Source organism: Edaphobacter aggregans DSM 19364, from assembly GCF_000745965.1.
Classification (GTDB): domain Bacteria; phylum Acidobacteriota; class Terriglobia; order Terriglobales; family Acidobacteriaceae; genus Edaphobacter; species Edaphobacter aggregans.
In genome coordinates this window covers 37,222-53,146 of sequence record NZ_JQKI01000026.1, presented here as the reverse complement: position 1 = coordinate 53,146, position 15,925 = coordinate 37,222, and the positions used below count along the sequence as shown (strand labels likewise).

The 15,925-nt window shown below is 62.3% G+C and carries 19 protein-coding genes; 10 read left to right on the top strand and 9 right to left on the bottom strand.

Translation table 11 applies throughout. The features are described 5' to 3' along the window. Positions 1-160: 160 nt before the first annotated feature. The 6 genes from msrP (at position 161) to mtgA (ending at position 4,117) form a co-directional block, all read left to right on the top strand. A complete protein-coding gene (msrP, locus tag Q363_RS13180; protein WP_342667410.1) occupies positions 161-1,183 on the top strand; it encodes a protein-methionine-sulfoxide reductase catalytic subunit MsrP in 1,023 nt (340 codons plus the stop codon). A gap of 6 nt (positions 1,184-1,189) precedes the next feature. Then, a complete protein-coding gene (locus Q363_RS13175) occupies positions 1,190-1,933 on the top strand; it encodes a protein-methionine-sulfoxide reductase heme-binding subunit MsrQ (protein WP_084080329.1) in 744 nt (247 codons plus the stop codon). 54 nt (positions 1,934-1,987) lie between these two features. Further along, positions 1,988-2,284, top strand: coding sequence for a hypothetical protein (locus tag Q363_RS13170; protein WP_035350811.1), 297 nt, complete (start codon positions 1,988-1,990; stop codon positions 2,282-2,284). Between the two features lie 61 nt (positions 2,285-2,345). Continuing rightward, entirely contained in the window at positions 2,346-2,750 is a 405-nt protein-coding gene (locus Q363_RS13165; RefSeq protein WP_051978729.1) for an MmcQ/YjbR family DNA-binding protein, read from the top strand. Between the two features lie 3 nt (positions 2,751-2,753). Next, positions 2,754-3,332 carry a cupin gene (locus Q363_RS13160; protein WP_035350810.1) on the top strand — a complete coding sequence of 193 codons (579 nt, stop codon included), beginning with the start codon at positions 2,754-2,756 and terminating at the stop codon, positions 3,330-3,332. A 77-nt stretch (positions 3,333-3,409) separates the two neighbouring features. Continuing rightward, entirely contained in the window at positions 3,410-4,117 is a 708-nt protein-coding gene (gene mtgA, locus Q363_RS13155) for a monofunctional biosynthetic peptidoglycan transglycosylase (protein WP_064742636.1), read from the top strand. A gap of 105 nt (positions 4,118-4,222) precedes the next feature. Here mtgA and Q363_RS13150 read toward each other — a convergent pair whose 3' ends face one another. Beyond that, positions 4,223-5,419: a Gfo/Idh/MocA family protein gene (locus tag Q363_RS13150; RefSeq protein ID WP_035350808.1), complete on the bottom strand. Its 1,197-nt coding sequence runs from the start codon at positions 5,417-5,419 to the stop codon at positions 4,223-4,225. Between the two features lie 172 nt (positions 5,420-5,591). Between Q363_RS13150 and Q363_RS13145 the strand changes: the two genes are divergently transcribed. After that, positions 5,592-8,111, top strand: a complete 2,520-nt coding sequence (locus Q363_RS13145) for a TonB-dependent receptor (RefSeq protein WP_035350807.1) — start codon at positions 5,592-5,594, stop codon at positions 8,109-8,111. 106 nt (positions 8,112-8,217) lie between these two features. Here the strand turns inward: Q363_RS13145 and pdxH are convergent, their stop codons facing one another. From pdxH to trmD, 5 genes are all read right to left on the bottom strand, one after another. After that, positions 8,218-8,814 carry a pyridoxamine 5'-phosphate oxidase gene (pdxH, locus tag Q363_RS13140; protein ID WP_035350802.1) on the bottom strand — a complete coding sequence of 199 codons (597 nt, stop codon included), beginning with the start codon at positions 8,812-8,814 and terminating at the stop codon, positions 8,218-8,220. A gap of 391 nt (positions 8,815-9,205) precedes the next feature. Further along, positions 9,206-9,931 (bottom strand): PIG-L deacetylase family protein, encoded by a 726-nt coding sequence (locus tag Q363_RS13135; protein WP_084080328.1) that lies wholly within the window; start codon positions 9,929-9,931, stop codon positions 9,206-9,208. After that, a complete protein-coding gene (locus tag Q363_RS13130) occupies positions 9,916-10,695 on the bottom strand; it encodes a ribonuclease HII (RefSeq protein ID WP_035350796.1) in 780 nt (259 codons plus the stop codon). Before Q363_RS13130 ends, Q363_RS13135 begins: the two co-directional genes overlap by 16 nt. 81 nt (positions 10,696-10,776) lie before the next feature. Then, on the bottom strand, positions 10,777-11,133 hold the full coding sequence (rplS, locus tag Q363_RS13125) for a 50S ribosomal protein L19 (RefSeq protein ID WP_035350793.1): 357 nt from the start codon (positions 11,131-11,133) through the stop codon (positions 10,777-10,779). A gap of 76 nt (positions 11,134-11,209) precedes the next feature. Then, on the bottom strand, positions 11,210-12,052 hold the full coding sequence (trmD, locus tag Q363_RS13120; RefSeq protein WP_035350790.1) for a tRNA (guanosine(37)-N1)-methyltransferase TrmD: 843 nt from the start codon (positions 12,050-12,052) through the stop codon (positions 11,210-11,212). A gap of 234 nt (positions 12,053-12,286) precedes the next feature. Between trmD and Q363_RS13115 the strand changes: the two genes are divergently transcribed. Continuing rightward, a complete protein-coding gene (locus tag Q363_RS13115; protein WP_035350788.1) occupies positions 12,287-13,033 on the top strand; it encodes a hypothetical protein in 747 nt (248 codons plus the stop codon). Here the strand turns inward: Q363_RS13115 and rimM are convergent. The 3 genes from rimM to rpsP form a co-directional block, all read right to left on the bottom strand. After that, the gene (gene rimM, locus Q363_RS13110; protein ID WP_035350868.1) at positions 13,030-13,614 is read right to left on the bottom strand and encodes a ribosome maturation factor RimM; all 585 of its coding nucleotides are present in this window, start codon (positions 13,612-13,614) and stop codon (positions 13,030-13,032) included. The genes Q363_RS13115 and rimM overlap by 4 nt on opposite strands. A gap of 44 nt (positions 13,615-13,658) precedes the next feature. Next, a complete protein-coding gene (locus Q363_RS13105; RefSeq protein ID WP_211256180.1) occupies positions 13,659-13,958 on the bottom strand; it encodes a KH domain-containing protein in 300 nt (99 codons plus the stop codon). Positions 13,959-14,240: 282 nt separating this feature from the next. Continuing rightward, positions 14,241-14,492, bottom strand: coding sequence for a 30S ribosomal protein S16 (gene rpsP / locus Q363_RS13100; RefSeq protein WP_035350786.1), 252 nt, complete (start codon positions 14,490-14,492; stop codon positions 14,241-14,243). Positions 14,493-14,795: 303 nt separating this feature from the next. Between rpsP and Q363_RS13095 the strand changes: the two genes are divergently transcribed. Both Q363_RS13095 and Q363_RS13090 read left to right on the top strand, forming a co-directional pair. Further along, complete coding sequence (locus tag Q363_RS13095) at positions 14,796-15,122, top strand: PilZ domain-containing protein (RefSeq protein WP_035350783.1); 327 nt, start codon at positions 14,796-14,798, stop codon at positions 15,120-15,122. A gap of 2 nt (positions 15,123-15,124) precedes the next feature. Next, entirely contained in the window at positions 15,125-15,907 is a 783-nt protein-coding gene (locus Q363_RS13090) for a response regulator transcription factor (protein WP_035350780.1), read from the top strand. The last annotated feature ends 18 nt before the right edge of the window (positions 15,908-15,925 follow it).

Here is a 15,925-nt window from a genome sequence, read left to right as displayed (position 1 = left end):
CAGGTCTCGTTCACGAGCGGCGGTTATCATTCCAGACAGTTTGCTCCTCCGAGCTTCCACGCGCAACTCCAGGGCGATAAGCAACGATAAATCTCCGCGCATCAAATCTCCGCGCATCCGGTTACCTCTGCATGGCGTACCCTATCCAATAGGTGTCGCGTTGACTGCAACCAGCCACGCGCAAGGGAAGGGAACCGCCATGCTGCTCCGCCGCTCCGAGGGCCTCGAATCCAGAATCAACTCCTCCGACATCACTCCGCAGTCCGCCTTTGAGCGCTTCAGCCAGCACCGCCGCTCCTTTCTCACCGGGGCCGCCGCCCTCGGCGTCGGAGCCTACGCGCTCTCCCGCGTCCCCGGTCTCTTCGTCCCCAATACCGTCCACGCCCAGTCGCTGTCCTCCGCTTCCAGCACGTACACACTTCCCGACAACCAGACCCCCTTCGCCAAGGCCACCAACTACAACAACTTCTACGAGTTCGGCACCGACAAGGACGACCCCGCCAAGCACGCCCACACCCTCAAGACCCGACCCTGGACCGTGCAGGTCACCGGCATGGTCAAGAAGCCTCAGACCTTCGACATCGACACCCTCCTCAAGTACCGCCCTCTCGAATCCCGCGTCTACCGCCACCGCTGCGTCGAGGGCTGGTCCATGGTCATCCCCTGGGACGGCTACTCCCTCTCCGAGTTCATCAACCTCTGCGAGCCTCTCCCCAGCGCCAAGTACGTCCAGTTCCTCACGCTCGTGGACCGCAAGCAGATGCCCGACCTCCCCGGCGGCTACAACTGGCCCTACTCGGAAGGCCTTCGCCTCGACGAAGCCATGAACCCGCTCGCGCTGCTCACCTTCGGTTGCTACGGCCAGGTTCTCCCGAATCAGAACGGCGCCCCCATCCGCATCGTCTCGCCGTGGAAGTACGGCTTCAAGAATGGCAAGTCCATCGTCCGCTTCCACTTCACCGACAAGCAGCCCCACACCACCTGGAACGACCAGAACTCCCAGGAGTACGGCTTCTACTCGAACGTGAATCCCAAGGTCGATCATCCTCGCTGGAGCCAGGCCCGTGAGCGCCGCATCGACTCCTCTGCCTTCCCGAAGACCATCCCCACGCTGATGTTCAACGGCTACGCCGACCAGGTCGCCAGTCTCTACAATGGCATGGACCTCAAGCGCTACTACTGACCGCCCATGTCGAAACGCGCCATCATTATCCTCAAGACGTTAGCGCACATCCTCGGCCTTGTGCCCTTCATCTATCTCCTGCGCTTCTACCAGAGCGGCGCGCTCGCCCTCAATCCCGATCCCGTCGCCTACATCACCCATTTCACCGGCGACTGGGCCATCTGGATGCTCCTCGCCTCGCTCGCCGTCACGCCCCTGCGCCGCCTGTCGCCGAAGATCTCCTGGCTCATCCGCTTCCGCCGCCTCATCGGCCTCTACGCCTTCTTCTACGCGTCGCTGCACCTGGCGACCTACGTCTTTCTCTTCTCCGGCTACGATCTCCCTACCGTCCTCAACGGCATCCGCTCCGGCCACCCCGGCATCATCGTCACGGAGTGGAAGCAGATCTGGCCCACGATCTGGGACGACGTCATGAAGCGCCGCTTCATCCAGGTCGGCTTTGCCGCCTGGGTCATCCTCCTCGCCCTCGCTGTCACCTCGCCGGCCTTCATCATGCGAGCCATGGGAGGCAAGCCTTGGCAGCGCCTTCACCGCCTCATCTACCTCGCCGGCGTCTGCGCCGTCATCCACTACTGGTGGCTGGTGAAGCCCGGCGTCCGCACTCCCTGGAAGGTCACCGCCATCCTCACCATCCTCCTTCTGGCCCGACTTGCCTATACGGCAACAAAAAACCTCACCCGGCGCACACTCGCGGGCGAAGGGACTAAAATCAAGAGTCCGATCCCACCCGCCGCCGTTGGGCAGGACTGATCTTCTATCTTCTTTTCGTTGCGAAGCGTCCAACACGTAACTAGGAGGCTTGCCATGAGCGATCCAGGCATGATGCCAACCTTCCTCTGCAATCTGCGCCACGATACTGCCTCAAGGCAGTTCATCGCGTCTGTCTCCATCGTCGATCCCGTCGTCGTCGGCTTCCGCGGAGTCGTCCGACGATTCAACCGGGTCGAAGACGTCGTCAATGCACTGGAGTCCGTCAGGATTGCGCCCAACCGTTACAACTCCGTTCTCTCCGTCATTCACGACGGACAATGCCACTCCTTTGAGATCGATGTGAACGAGGCACAAAAGCTCGACATCCTTCAAACCGACACCAGCGAATAACGCACCACACGCCGCTTCACGCGCACGGCACACACTGTTTGCGCGTCTCGGGAGGCATTCCATGCCAGCCCTTGCTCACAAGCACGACCAGCACGGCGAGCTCAACCGCGTCCGCCGCATCTGCTCCGCCCTTCCCGCCACCACCGAACGGATCTCCCACGGTGAACCCACCTTCTTCGTCGGCGACAAGGCCTTCGCCATCTTCGCCAACAACCACCACCACGACGGCCACGTCGCCGTCTGGGTGCCCGCCGCTCCCGGAATCCAGCTCGCTCTCGTCCGAGCCTCCTCAGCGAAGTTCTTCCGGCCACCCCACGTCGGCGTCCGCGGCTGGATCGGCATCGAGCTCGACCAGGTCTCCGACGACGAGCTCGCCTTCTACCTCCTCGGCGCCTGGCACCAGATCGCGCCGCCAACGCTCACGGCGAAAGTTGACACCGTTATGCACCATGCCCTCGTCGAATAACGTATGACAAAACCGATCGACCGTCGCAAGTTCACCGCAGGCATCGTCGCCGCGGGAATCGCCTCCAAAGCCTCCGCTTCAACCACCGCCGCGCCCGAGCAGCTTCACCTCAAACCCAACGGCTGGATGCCCAACAACGTCCTGCCCGTTCTGCTCTACCGCGGCGCGCTTCCGGTCTCTCCCGATCTGGCCGACAAGATGGAGACCCTCTTCACCCAGAACGGCTGGCCCCCGCAGTGGCGCAACGGCGTCTTCGACTTCCACCACTACCACTCCACCGCGCACGAGGTCCTCGGCTTCGCAGCCGGCCACGCGCAGATCATGCTCGGCGGAGAGCAGGGAACCACCGTCACCGTCCGCGCCGGCGACGTCGCCGTCCTGCCCGCAGGAACCGGCCACTGCCGCATCTCCGCCTCCGGCGACTTCCTCGTTATCGGAGCCTATCCACCCAACGAGCACTGGGACATCTGCCGCACCGCCCCCACCCCGGAGGTCCTCGAGCGCATGCGCCGCGTAGCCTTCCCCGCCTCCGACCCCGTCACCGGCAAGTCCGGCCCCCTCCCTCAACTCTGGACCGCATAACGCGCGCGTAGCAAACGTCCACGAAAAGGCATGAGCGAGGTAGCGCTGCCGAGTCGCGAAGGCTGTAGTTTGGGGACATGACGACAAAGTACGCGGCGCAACGCAAGACATGGTTTCAGAAAAAGCAGCTGTTATCAGTTGTGCGACGGATCGGCATCGTTCTGGCCGCTCTGTGGCTGGGAGCAGCGCTTACACTGGTGGGCCTGAGGTGGCTCGATCCGCCGACCACTGCTGTGCACGTACAACGTCGCGTGCAAGCGTGGATACATGGCATGCCATATGAGTCGCGTTACCGGTTCGTCCCGCTCGGCCAGATATCGCCCGAGCTGCAGCATGCTGTGATCGCAGCCGAGGATGGACGCTTCTATCTCCATCACGGTTTCGATTGGCACGAGATCAAGATCGCTGCCGAAGAGGACAAGGAAGGTGTGCGCACACGAGGAGCCTCAACACTGACGCAGCAGCTTGTGAAGAACCTATTCTTCGGCACCGGTCGGTCCGTGCTCCGCAAAGTTGCAGAGGCCTCGCTGGTGCCAGTGGCGGAGTTTGTGCTCGGCAAGCAGCGTATCCTCGAGCTCTACCTGAATGTGGTGGAGTGGGGTCCGGGAGTCTATGGCGCGGAGTCCGCCTGCCGCTACTATTACGGACACCCCGCGCGGAACATCGGACGGCAGCAGGCGGCACGGCTTGCCGCAATCCTCCCGGCTCCGCTGCGACGGCGACCGGAGCGCATGAACAGCTACAGCGGAATCATCTTAAGGCGCATACAGCAGATGGGCTGGTGACGAAACAATAGCGACAGTGGAGCCATAGTGAACCGTAGTGTGGAGCAGCGAAAACAGAAGGCGCAGCCCCGAAGGACTGTGCCTCATCTTTCGTCATTCCAGGAGTTAGCTCTTCAGCGTCACATGCTGCGCCTTCATCTGCGCCCGCACCACCAGCTCCGCCGCCAGCAGGCACTGCGTCTGATCCTGCGCCGTATGCGTCCGGTTCACAACGTCCGCCACAAACTGCGCCCCAAACGGCAGAGCCACATTGTTGCAGTCGATAACCCGCGCCTCGTTCTTGTCCACGACGAACAGATTGTTCCCCTGCTTCGACCGCGCCACATCGATATACTTCCTCGCTTCGATGTAGCCCTCGGTCCCCAGGATGAACAACCTCCCGTCCCCCCACGTCCCCAGCCCATCCGGCGTAAACCAGTCCAGCCGCACATACCCGAAACCCTTGTCGCCACGCAGCATCATGTCGCCAAAGTCCTGGAACTTCGGCTTCTGCGGATGCCCCACATTCGCCACCTGCGAGGCCACCACCTCCGCCTGCGTCGATCCCGTGTAGTACAAAAACTGGTCCACTTGGTGCGACCCGATGTCCGTCAGAATGCCGCCGTACCGCGCTGGGTCCCAGAACCAGTCCGGCCGCCCGCCCGCGCCCCCAGCATACGGGTCAGCGCCCTTCTGCACAATTTGGTGCGGGGCAATGTTGATCGTCTGGATCACGCGTCCGATCGCCCCTGCCTTCACCAGCTCGCCCGCCTTCACCGCGGCCTTCACCTCTAGCCGCTCGCTGTAGAGAATCCCGTAGATCCTCTTCGTCTCCGCAATCGTCTTGCGAATCTCCGAGATCTGCTCAAGCGACGTCGCCCCCGGCTTGTCGCTCAGGTAGTCCTTGCCGCGCTTCATCACGCGAACCCCCAGCGGTGCGCGCTGGTCCGGAATCGTCGAACTCAGCACCAGCTGAATCGACGAGTCATTCAGAATCTCCTCCTCAGAGGAGACCATCTTCACATCCGGAAACCGCTTCTTGAACCCCGCAACCTTGTCCGGCTCCGCGCCATACGCCGACACCAGCACGCCGCCGCCGCGCTGAATCGCCCCCACCATCCCGTAGATGTGGTCGTGGCTCATGCCGCATACGGCAAACTTGATCGAGTACTTTGGCTTCGTCTCCGCAACCTGCCCCGGCTCGGCGACCTCATGCACAACGCGCGAAGGATCGACGCTCGCAAACGCCGGCACGCCTGCCATCAGTCCCGTTACGCCAACGCCACGAAGAAAATCCCGCCGTCCCAATCCGTCGAATCCCATGTCACGCTCTCAAGAGTGAATGTTACGCACCACGAACTATATCAACTGCGAGTCGCCTTGTGCATCGCACGAGCACGATAACCGCGCTCCGCTGCCCTTGAGAACAGGGCTCTGCCGGTGACACAATACCCGCAGCAAGGGCCACCGCAAGGGCCCGGCGGAGGGTTCCGGGATGAACCTGGGAGGCCGCCACCAACGCCTGACTGCCACAGCGCATGCCGTTCGCTTCATCGCGGCGATGCTCCTAGCCCTCGCCTGCGACACTGCCTGCGAAGCCAAGACAGCAAACGTCACCGGCGTCGTCATCACCATCGGCTCTGACCGCGTGCAAACCGTCTGGCCCAACGCTCGCGTCGTCCTCCACAACCTCGATAACAACACCGAATCCGCCACCGTCTCCAACGACCTCGGCCGGTTCACCTTCAACGGCATCGTCTACGGCCGCTATCAGATCACCGTCACCCTCGCCGGCTTTGAGCCCACAACCAAGACCTTCACCATCGAAGACAACCACCCTCCGCAGCTCGACATTCAACTCACTCTAAAAGGCGAGTCCCAAACCGTCACCGTCACCTCCGAGGACTCCGGCATCGACCTCACCTCCAGCTCCGGCAACACACCCGCCCTCAACGCCAGCAACCTCCGCTCCCTCGTCCAGCTCAACCAGGACTTCCAGGACGCTCTGCCTCTGCTCCCCGGAGTCGTGCGCGGCATCGACGGCCTCATCCGCATCAAGGGCGGACGCACCAACCAGGCCAACACCCTCGTCAACTCCGCCACTGTCGCCGACCCCTTCACCGGACAGCCCGCCCTCAGCCTGCCCGCCGTGGCCGTCCAGTCCGTGCAGGTCCTCGCCAATCCCTTCTCGTCCGAGTACGGCCGCTTCTCCTCGGGCGTCGTCGACCTCAGCACCCGCGGAGGCACCGACGAGTGGAAGTGGCTCTTCGAAGATCCCATCCCGCGCTTCCGCTGGATCGATCACCGCCACACCCACGGCGTCGAGAGCGCCTCTCCGCACCTCACGTTCGCCGGCCCCCTCGTCAAGGCGAAGCTTTACATCTTCGAGGCCGCCGGCTACGGCTTCGACACCGTCACCGTCCCCTCACTCCCCAACCCCGACAACGTCCGCGTCGTCGAGAAGATCAACAGCTACACCCAGCTCGACTGGAACCCCTCCATCAGCCATCGCCTCACCGCCGTCCTCGCCTTCGACCCCCAGAACACCGACTTCGCCAACATCAACACCTTCAACCCCCAGCCCGTCACCGCCAACGATCGCGAGCGCGACTACTTCCTCTCTCTCACCCATCGCTGGATCCTCTCCAACGGCGGCTTCCTCCAGAGCCTCTTCGCCGCCAAGCAACTCGACTCGCACATCCACCCCGCCACTCCCGCCGGCGAGATGACCCTCGCTCCCGAACAGAACTCCGGCAGCTACTTCGAGCAGCAACGGCGTAACACGCAGCTCTACCAGGGTTCTCAGGCGCTGCACTGGCGGCCCATCGAGCGCGCCGGCAGGCACCTCCTCACCGTCGGCTACTCCTACGCCCGCTCCTCCTACGACGGCCAGATCTCCAATTATCCCGTCCAGGCCCTCCGCCAGGACGGAACTCTCAGCCGCCGCATCACCTACCCGGACGCCGCGATCCCGTCGCAGACTGCGAAGAACGAGTTCGCCGGCTTCCTTCAGGACAGCTGGCAGATCAACCCTCGTCTCACGCTCGACCTCGGCCTCCGCCTCGACCACGACAGCCTCTCCTCCGAGCCCGTCAACGTCGCCCCGCGCATCGGCTTCGTCTTCGCTCCCACCAACGACCGCCGCACCGCCATCCGCGGAGGCTTCGGCGTCTTCTTCGACAAGATCCCCATCAACGTCGCCGTTTTTGACCGCTACCCCGCCCAAACCATCACCAGCTACGCTCCCAATGGCGCCACGCCAGTCAGCCCACCGGCCACCTTCACCCACGTCGCCCCCGCGTCGCTGCACGTCCCCTACAGCCTAGGCTGGACCCTCCAGTTCGATCGCGAGCTGCGCACCAATCTCCTTCTCCGCCTCGGCTACGAGGAGCGCCACGTCTCCCGCGAGTTCTACGTCACCCCCTCGCAGTCAGCCAGCGCCTCCCAACTCCTCCTGCTCAACAGCGGCCGCCAAAGCTACCGCGAGTTCCTCGCCATGCTCCGCTGGCGCTTCGGCGAGCGCTCCACCGTCTTCGCCAGCTACGTCCACTCCCGCGCCTACGGCGAGCTCAACGACTACAACCAGTTCTTCGGCAACTTCCCCTATGCGCTCATCCGCCCCAACCAGCGCGGCCCGCTCTCCTCCGACGCGCCCCATCGCGGCCTCTTCTGGAACGTCATCGCCCTGCCCCACAAGTTCGACTTCATCCCCATCCTCGACGTCCACACCGGCTTCCCTTACTCCGCCGTCGATCAGGACTGGAACTTCCTCGGCGCCGAGAACCGCGCCGGCCGCCTCCCCGTCTTCCTCGCCCTCGACACCAAGGTTCAGTACCCCGTCGACTTCACCTTCCGTGGCCACCACATCCAGTTCCGCGCCGGCCTCAGCGTCTACAACGTGCTCAACCACTTCAACCCACGCGACGTCCAGCAGTACTACGCCTCACCCAACTACGGCGCCACCTACAACTCCATCGGCCGCCTCTTCCGCATCGACGGCGACTTCACCTTCTGACATCGAATGTCCGTGTACCAGGTGTCATCCCGACCGGAGTCGGCAAAAGTCGACCCACTGGAGAGACCCGCTTCTCTACTCTGATCTGGACCAAGAAGACCGCAGGCTAAGGAAACAGCCGCGTCTTCACCCACCCATTGCCCTCGCGCACAAACAGGAACCGGTCATGCAGCCGATGCTCTCCGCTCACCCAAAGCTCCACTCGCTCCGGCCGCACCGCATACCCCCTCCACCACTCCGGCCGCGGAACCTCCCCCGGATGCAAGGCCGCAAACTCCGCCACCATCCTCTCCAGCGCCTCCCGGTTCTCCAGCGGCCGGCTCTGCTGCGACACCGCAGACCCCAGCTGACTCTCTCGCTCCCGGCTGTGGAAGTACGCATCCGCATCCTCCCCCGGAAGCTCCACCACCGGCCCCTCCACCCGCACCTGCCGGCGCAGCGACTTCCAGTGAAAGCAAAGCGCCGCCCGAGGATTCCCAGCCAACTCCCGCCCCTTGCGGCTCCGCGCATTCGTGTAGAAACAGAACCCCCGCGCATCCACTTGCTTCACCAGAACCATCCGCACGCTCGGCGAACCGTCCGGAGCAGCCGTCGCCAGCGCCGCCGCATTCGCATCGTTCGGCTCGCTAGCCTCCGCCTCCTCGAGCCACTCCCGAAACACCGCCACCGGATCTACCGCCGCCTCTAACACCCTGACGTCCATACCCAGAGTCTACTCAGCTCTCCTCGGGAAAACGTCATTTCGACCGCAGCGAAGCGGAGTGGAGAGACCCCTGTATTTGTGCAGACCATCATCAGAAACAGTTGGCCGTTCAGAAGAACAGCCCCGAACCTTCCACAGAATTTCTGTCAAGCCCCTTCACCCCATAAACAAAACCAAATCAATAACATCCATTTGCCGATTAATTACCCTCGGCTTGCTACACTAGTAGTAGTAAGCGAAAAGGAAAAAACCCCGGTGAATGTGCCGGGGTTTTCCCTTTTCGAATCAAAACTTTGCCCGATCACCCCTGATACACCCTACTTTCCGCGCAAAGTACCCGGCTAAAGTATCTACATTGAAGACTTTGCGCAATTTGTAGGGGAGGGGGTGCCTACATCCCCTCGAACAGGTCCATCATCTGCCGAGCCGGCTGAGCATCCTTCGCCGCCATCAGCGCGTAAAACTCCTCCGCGCCGAACCGGCCGAAGACCGCCTTCGTCCGCTCCATCAGCGGAGCCTGCGAGTGATGCTGGCGGAACGCCTCAAACTTCCGCTCGCCCACCGAGCGGATATCCAGCTTCACGGTCCACGGAACCGGCTGCGGCGGCCGCCGGTCCGGCAGGAAGAAGTCCGTCGTCAGGTAAAACAGCCGCTCCGCCTCGTGCGGCGGCCCAAGCTCAGGGAATCGCTTCGGCTGTCCGGCCCAGTGAAACGCCGTCGTCGCCCAGAACGACACCATCATGTGGTCGGCGTGCGTGTTCAATCCGCCGTCGCTGCCAAACGTCATCACAACATCCGGCTTGAAGCGCCGCATCCGCTCCACCAGCTCCTCGGTCGCAGCCACGGTGTGAACGTGCTCGAGCTGCCCGTCCTGGTAGTCCAGCAGCTCGTGCGCGGTCACGCCGAGCACCTTGCACGAAGCCGCAAACTCCGCGCGCCGCATCGCGCCGAGCTCAGCGCCGGATACAGCCACTCCGCGATTCGTCGCCGCCTGCCCATCGGTCATGCAGACGACATACGTCTCAATCCCGCGGTCCGCCGCCAGCGCCAGCGCGCCGCCGAAGCCGTAGCACTCATCGTCCGGATGCGCGACCACGCACATCAATCGCTGGCCCAATCGGCAGCCTCCTCCCCAAGCGGATCGAGGTCCGAATCGAACAGCTCGTCCGAGACCAGCTCCTCGATCGCAGCATCCGGATCGACCGCCCGTACTGGAGCGAACGTCCGCCGATGCAGCACCGAAGGACCCTGCTCCTTCAGCGCGCGCCGATGCTCCGGCGTTCCATAGCCCTTGTGCGACGCCAGCCCGTAACCCGGATGCGCAGTGTCGAGTTGACGCATCAGGGCATCACGATGCACCTTCGCAACCACCGAGGCCGCCGCAATCGAAAGGCTCAGCGAGTCGCCGTAGATCAGCTTCGTCTGCCGGCACGGATGATCGATCCGCATCGCGTCGATCAGCAGGTGATCCGGCTCGATCGCGAGCCCCTGAACCGCGGCCACCATCGCCATCCGGGTCGCCTGGTAGATGTTCACGCGATCGATCGTCTCCGCATCCACCTCGGCGACGCTCACCGCCAGCGCGACCTTGCGAATCCTGCGATCCAGCCGCTCACGGTCCTTGCGTAGAAGCTGCTTCGAGTCTCTGAGGCCTGCATTTGCCAGCCCTCTCATGCGCTCCGGAAGAATCACCGCCGCAGCCACAACCGGCCCGAACAGCGCGCCTCGACCCACCTCGTCGACGCCCGCGATCACGCGATAGCCGCAGTAGCGCAGCGCCTGCTCCGGAGCGTCGCTGCACACAAGCTGGCGCAGCATCTGCTGCTTCGCAGTCGCCTTCGTGACTGCCTTGCGGATGCGAATCGTTGCGGAGGCTGCCATTGCTCTGGCAAAAGTGTATAACCCGCGCAGAAGAAAGCCACGGCGGAAAGCCGTGGCCTCTGTGGAAATACTGGTGAAGAACTAGCTGGCGCGCTCGACCTCGCGCAGACGAGCGGCCTTGCCGCGCAGACCGCGCAGGTAGAACAGCTTCGAACGCCGAACCTCGTACGAGCGAATCTTCTCGACCTTGTCGACGACCTTGGAGTTGTACGGGAAGATGCGCTCGACGCCCTGGCCGAAGCTCATCTTGCGAACGGTGAAGGTTCCCTGAGGCCCTTTGCGGCAGGCGATGACCGTACCTTCGAACGCCTGAAGACGCTCCTTCTCGCCCTCGCGGATCTTGACCTGAACGCGGACGGTGTCGCCGGGAGCAAACTCGGGAAGATCGGTCCGCTCAAGCTTCGCGGCCAGTTTCTGCATGATGGGATGAATAGACATGACTACTTCCTAACGTATGAACTCGAGTCTTTAGTGTACACGAATTCAAGCAATTAGGGCAGGGAAACGGCCGGATTCAGGGCAAATCCTCTGCTTCTCGCCTGCGGTCGCGCTCAATCTCACGCAGCAGCCGCCGATCCTGCTCGCTCAGCTCCGTCTTCGCCAGCAGATCAGGCCTGTTCTCGAGTGTCTTGCGCAGCGCCATCTTCCTGCGCCACAAACGGATCGCGTCATGGTTGCCGCCCTGCAGCACCTCCGGAACCGCAACGCCCTCAAACTCCGCCGGCCGCGTGTAGTGCGGATAATCCAGAATTCCGCCCGCTCCATGCGTCGTCCGTGGCGGTCCGCCGGAAGCATCTGCGTCTTCCGCCAGCGAGAGATCGTGCGCTCCGAAGCTCTCAAATCTCGCCGAGTCAGGATGTCCCAGCGCGCCCGGCAACAGCCGCACCACGGCATCGACGATCACAGCAGCGCCCAGCTCTCCGCCCGAGAGCACGTAGTCTCCGATCGACACCTCGCGATCGCACAGCAGCTGGCTCACGCGCTCGTCGACGCCCTCATATCGCCCGCAGATCAGCACCACGCGTTCGACTGTGGCAAGCTCCTGCGCCAGCGACTGCGTGAACGGTCGTCCCTGAGCCGAGAGCAGAATCACCGTCTCGCGCCGGGGATCGCGCCCGGTCTTCGCGGCGACTTTCAGAGATGCGGCCGCGTCGAAGATCGGCTGTGCCTTCAGCACCATGCCTTCGCCTCCGCCGAACGGCCGGTCGTCGACCGTGCGATGGCGGTCCTGCGTGAAGCCGCGCAGATCATGCGTGGCGATCTCGACCAGGCCCTGCGTGCGGGCGCGGCTGAGAATCCCGTACTCGAAGATGCTCGTGAAGAAGCCGGGAAAGATGGTGATGATGTCAAAACGCATGCGCGAAAGAGGTTCACCTCAGAGTAATGCTTTTGAGGGATTGGAGCGAACAATAGTGATACGACGCAGCGCTGCCGTAAGGCCCGCAGTGCTTTACGTTAGAGAGAACCCTCCCCCGGCCAGCTCGAACTGAATCGATAAGGTTAGATCGATGATGCGCGGAAAACTCGCCTTCGCGGCGATGCTGACAGCATGCTCGCCGGGCCGCAGTGTCTTGCCTGCGCGCAAACTCCGATGTTTGCTTCCGCGCCATCGCTATCGTCCTCGCTGAATCCGAAGTCCTCTGCCCTGGGCTACATCACGCTGCCTCCAAATCCAAACAAGCCATCCTCACTCTCAAAGTGGAGCTTTGCCCTGAAGGCGAGCACCCTTGGCGCCGGGGCCGATCTCTCAGCCGGCCTCGGACGCCACCTCGCTCACCGAGGATCGGTCAACTCGCTCGAGTTCAACTATCCCTTCAGCATCGACGGCGTCACCTACGACTCGCAGTTTTACCTTCGCTCCGGAGGCCTCAGCCTTGATTGGCTTCCCCTCCACAACGGCCTTCGCATCAGTCCCGGCGTGCTGTACGTCAAGAACAACCTCTCCGCCATCTCCAGTGTCCCTCCGGGAAAATACTTCGAGCTCGGCAGCCAGGGATTCATCAACAGCGTCGACGATCCGCTGAATGGCACCGCTTCCGTCGTCTTCCCGCGCAGGATTGCTCCCATGTTGACGATCGGCTTCGATCGTCTCCTTCCGGGAAAAGGCGAAGGGCGCAGGCTATCGTTCCCGGTAGAGTTTGGTGTCGCCTATACCGGCGCCGCGAAGATCGATGTCACCCTGAACGGGACCGCCTGCACTTCTGAGGGATGCTTTACCTTCGAGGAGAACGCTGGTGCGCAGGACAGCCTGAAGGCCGAGATACAGAAGCTGAATCATCGCCTGGAGAAACTTCCGGTCTATCCCATCGCCTCGGCGGGCGTGACGTATCGCTTCTAGCGATTGACATCGAGCAATCCTGCCGGCAGATTCATGACGATGCGCTTTGCAGGCAGGTCGATCGACTCCAGAAACGCCTTCGCAAAGGGGACAAGGATCTCACTGCCATCCCCGGACTCGACTACGAGCAGCGGTGCGGCCTCTGCCAGGCGAGCTCCATCGGTTGCGCTGGGAACTTCCACGCCGGTCACTCGGCCGACCTCAGTCTGGCCGTCGAACAGGGCGCAATCCACCAGGTCGCTGACGTAGATCGCCTCTGCGTCCAGAGGAATCCGGCGTTCGCTAGGGACCACGACGTCGAGCCCGGCAAGCGCTTCCGCATCCGAGATCGAGTCGATGCCTGCAAACTGCAGCACGACGCGACCCTTGTTCTTGCCCACAGGAAGCCAGGAGGAGGTCACGTCAATGCGACGAGCCTCCGCTGCCGGACCAGCGAAGCCCGCAGGAGCGAGGAAGAGATCCTCGCGGCCGGCGAAGCGGTCGGGAAAGTCCGTCAGCAGATCTGCGAGCAGCTCACCCTTCCGGCCCTGAGGACGGACGAGATGAGCCAGAACGATCCACGATGATGTACTGGAATCCATGGAAGGCAGGATAGTCTCCGCGGGCAACGTCGAACCGTCCGGCGTCAAGCCCCCTGAGATCCTTCTTCCTCCACGATATCGAGCGAGAAGCGATGCCTCAGCTTCATGCTGGCTGCCGCAAGGATGGTGCGCAGTGAACGTGCTGTCCGTCCCTGCTTGCCGATCACCTTGCCGATATCACTTGCCGCTACGCGTAGCCGAAGCACGGTTCCGTCACCGTCCTGGATCGCCTCGACCGAGACGCTATCCGGGCTATCGACCAGGGCCCGAGCGATCTCGGTCACCAGTGCCACCATGTTCTTGACGTAGTCCTCTTCGCCCGCCGTCTGCATGGGCTGGGTCATCACACACACCTCCTGGAATCACAATGCGGGCTTTTGCTCAACCTTTTTTGCCTCGTCTATTGCGAGATCTTTCAGGGATGTGCCAAACGAGCGTAGCCGCGGTTAATCGATATGGCCGACAGTACCCAAAGCGTCCTTCACTTTGCGGGTACCCGAACCACATCGGAATCGCAATACCAGAAGTCTACGTGAGCAGGTCGCAGGAAGCGAGATGACGAACCCGGGGCAGCAGCAAATCTTTGGGAACCAGGTGGTGTTCCCAAAGATTGTGCAAAAGGTAACTCAGGCTGCCGGGGCGACCGCCACAGCGGGGGTGCTGGCAAGCAGCTTTTCGACACGGTCGGAGAGCTGAGCGCCCTTGCTCGTCCAGTAATCGATGCGGTCGCGCTTCAACTCAACGCTGGCGGGATTAGTGCGGGGATTGTAGGTTCCGACCACCTCGACCGAACGGCCGTTGCGGGCGCGGTCCTTCTCGATCACGACGATGCGGTAGTGGGGCTGCTTGCGCGCTCCAACGCGCGCTAAACGGATCATCAACACTGGAAAAGCCTCTCAGTACGTTTATTTTGGGTGGTGGAACGTCATCAGGCCGCCTTGCCCAGGCGAGGGACGACGAAAGAACCCAACACCTAAGTATGGCGGAAATCGCCGGTTTACGCAATGGATTCCTCTTCCGCAGGGAACGGAACCCACGATGGAGGATGGGTTGCAGTCCGGCGGTCTGCCGACGCGGGGTCACATCGAAAAAGTATCGGGAAATGGTTACTTTGTGCTGTAGACTCCTGTGTGTTGGCCAGCAGATCAGCTCCCGGGACGGATGGGCGGAAAGGAGGACTCATGGGTCAGCGGCAAAAACCAAAGGAACAGAGTCCGGTTCGAACCGCGGTGCGATTCCCCATGAAGCTGCCTCTACAGGTTCATACGGAGCAGGGCGAACTGCAGGCGATCACCGAGAATATCTCGGCCAACGGTCTTCTCTTTGTAAGTGATTATCTTCCCGAGGTAGACAGCAGAATCGAGTTCACGATCGCCATGCCTTCGGCTGTCATGGGGTCGGCAACGGACGTGACGATCCACTGCATTGGCCGGGTCGTTCGCCATTACCTGGATGGTGGGGAAAAGAAGGCTGCAGCAGTAATCGACGAATACTTTCTAAAGGCTTGATTATGACGGTTGTTCACTTTGACCACTCCCGTAACGCTGACGAGAACCCGGTAGAGAACGAGTCTTCCGTGGGAATCCGGGTAATCCTGGCTGACTCGCAGGCGATCTACCGCGTCGGTATGCGCAAGGTCTTCGCGCTGGAAGATGACATTCGCGTCGTCGCGCAGGTCGAAACGCTGAGTAACCTCCACGCCGCGCTCGACCGTTACCCGACCGACGTCGTCGTCCTTGAGGGACAGCTGATCGCCGGAACCGTGGACGCAGTCCCTGAGTTGGTGCGGCAGGCGCCGGACGCCAAACTGATCGTTCAGGTGACGGAGACCGATGAGTCCAACACGGTCGAGCTCTATCGCCGCGGCGTACGCGGTGTGGTTCCGCGATCCATCTCCCCTGATCTCCTGGTGAAGTGTGTCCGCAAGATCGCCGAGGGCGAGACCTGGATCGACAACCAGTCCATCAACTGGGTGATCGAAGCCTATCGAGCGCAGGCCACGACGCTGACCGATCCCAAAGTGCAGCCCAAGCTCTCGAAGAAGGAGCTTGCCATCATCAGCTGCATCACGCGAGGCATGCGCAACAAGGAGATCGCCTACCAGATCGGAACGACCGAGCAGGTCATCAAGAACTATCTGCGCAAGGTTTATGACAAGCTTGGCGTCTCCGACCGCCTGGAGCTGGCCCTGTACTGCCTCCACCATGAGCTGCTGAAGAAATACACGACGGAACCGGAGAGCGTCCTTCTGCATCAGACGGAACCGACGCAGCCGCTCCGCGCCAAGATGTGAAGGCAGGGAATAGGGAAT

Coding starts and splice junctions, on each gene's coding strand:
- Q363_RS13175 (WP_084080329.1), top strand. CDS start 1,190: ATGTCGAAACGCGCCATCATTATCCTCAAGACGTTAGCGCACATCCTC.
- Q363_RS13170 (WP_035350811.1), top strand. CDS start 1,988: ATGAGCGATCCAGGCATGATGCCAACCTTCCTCTGCAATCTGCGCCAC.
- Q363_RS13165 (WP_051978729.1), top strand. CDS start 2,346: ATGCCAGCCCTTGCTCACAAGCACGACCAGCACGGCGAGCTCAACCGC.
- Q363_RS13160 (WP_035350810.1), top strand. CDS start 2,754: ATGACAAAACCGATCGACCGTCGCAAGTTCACCGCAGGCATCGTCGCC.
- mtgA (WP_064742636.1), top strand. CDS start 3,410: ATGACGACAAAGTACGCGGCGCAACGCAAGACATGGTTTCAGAAAAAG.
- Q363_RS13150 (WP_035350808.1), bottom strand. CDS start 5,419: ATGGGATTCGACGGATTGGGACGGCGGGATTTTCTTCGTGGCGTTGGC.
- Q363_RS13145 (WP_035350807.1), top strand. CDS start 5,592: ATGAACCTGGGAGGCCGCCACCAACGCCTGACTGCCACAGCGCATGCC.
- pdxH (WP_035350802.1), bottom strand. CDS start 8,814: ATGGACGTCAGGGTGTTAGAGGCGGCGGTAGATCCGGTGGCGGTGTTT.
- Q363_RS13130 (WP_035350796.1), bottom strand. CDS start 10,695: ATGGCAGCCTCCGCAACGATTCGCATCCGCAAGGCAGTCACGAAGGCG.
- rplS (WP_035350793.1), bottom strand. CDS start 11,133: ATGTCTATTCATCCCATCATGCAGAAACTGGCCGCGAAGCTTGAGCGG.
- trmD (WP_035350790.1), bottom strand. CDS start 12,052: ATGCGTTTTGACATCATCACCATCTTTCCCGGCTTCTTCACGAGCATC.
- Q363_RS13115 (WP_035350788.1), top strand. CDS start 12,287: ATGTTTGCTTCCGCGCCATCGCTATCGTCCTCGCTGAATCCGAAGTCC.
- rimM (WP_035350868.1), bottom strand. CDS start 13,614: ATGGATTCCAGTACATCATCGTGGATCGTTCTGGCTCATCTCGTCCGT.
- Q363_RS13105 (WP_211256180.1), bottom strand. CDS start 13,958: ATGACCCAGCCCATGCAGACGGCGGGCGAAGAGGACTACGTCAAGAAC.
- rpsP (WP_035350786.1), bottom strand. CDS start 14,492: ATGATCCGTTTAGCGCGCGTTGGAGCGCGCAAGCAGCCCCACTACCGC.
- Q363_RS13095 (WP_035350783.1), top strand. CDS start 14,796: ATGGGTCAGCGGCAAAAACCAAAGGAACAGAGTCCGGTTCGAACCGCG.
- Q363_RS13090 (WP_035350780.1), top strand. CDS start 15,125: ATGACGGTTGTTCACTTTGACCACTCCCGTAACGCTGACGAGAACCCG.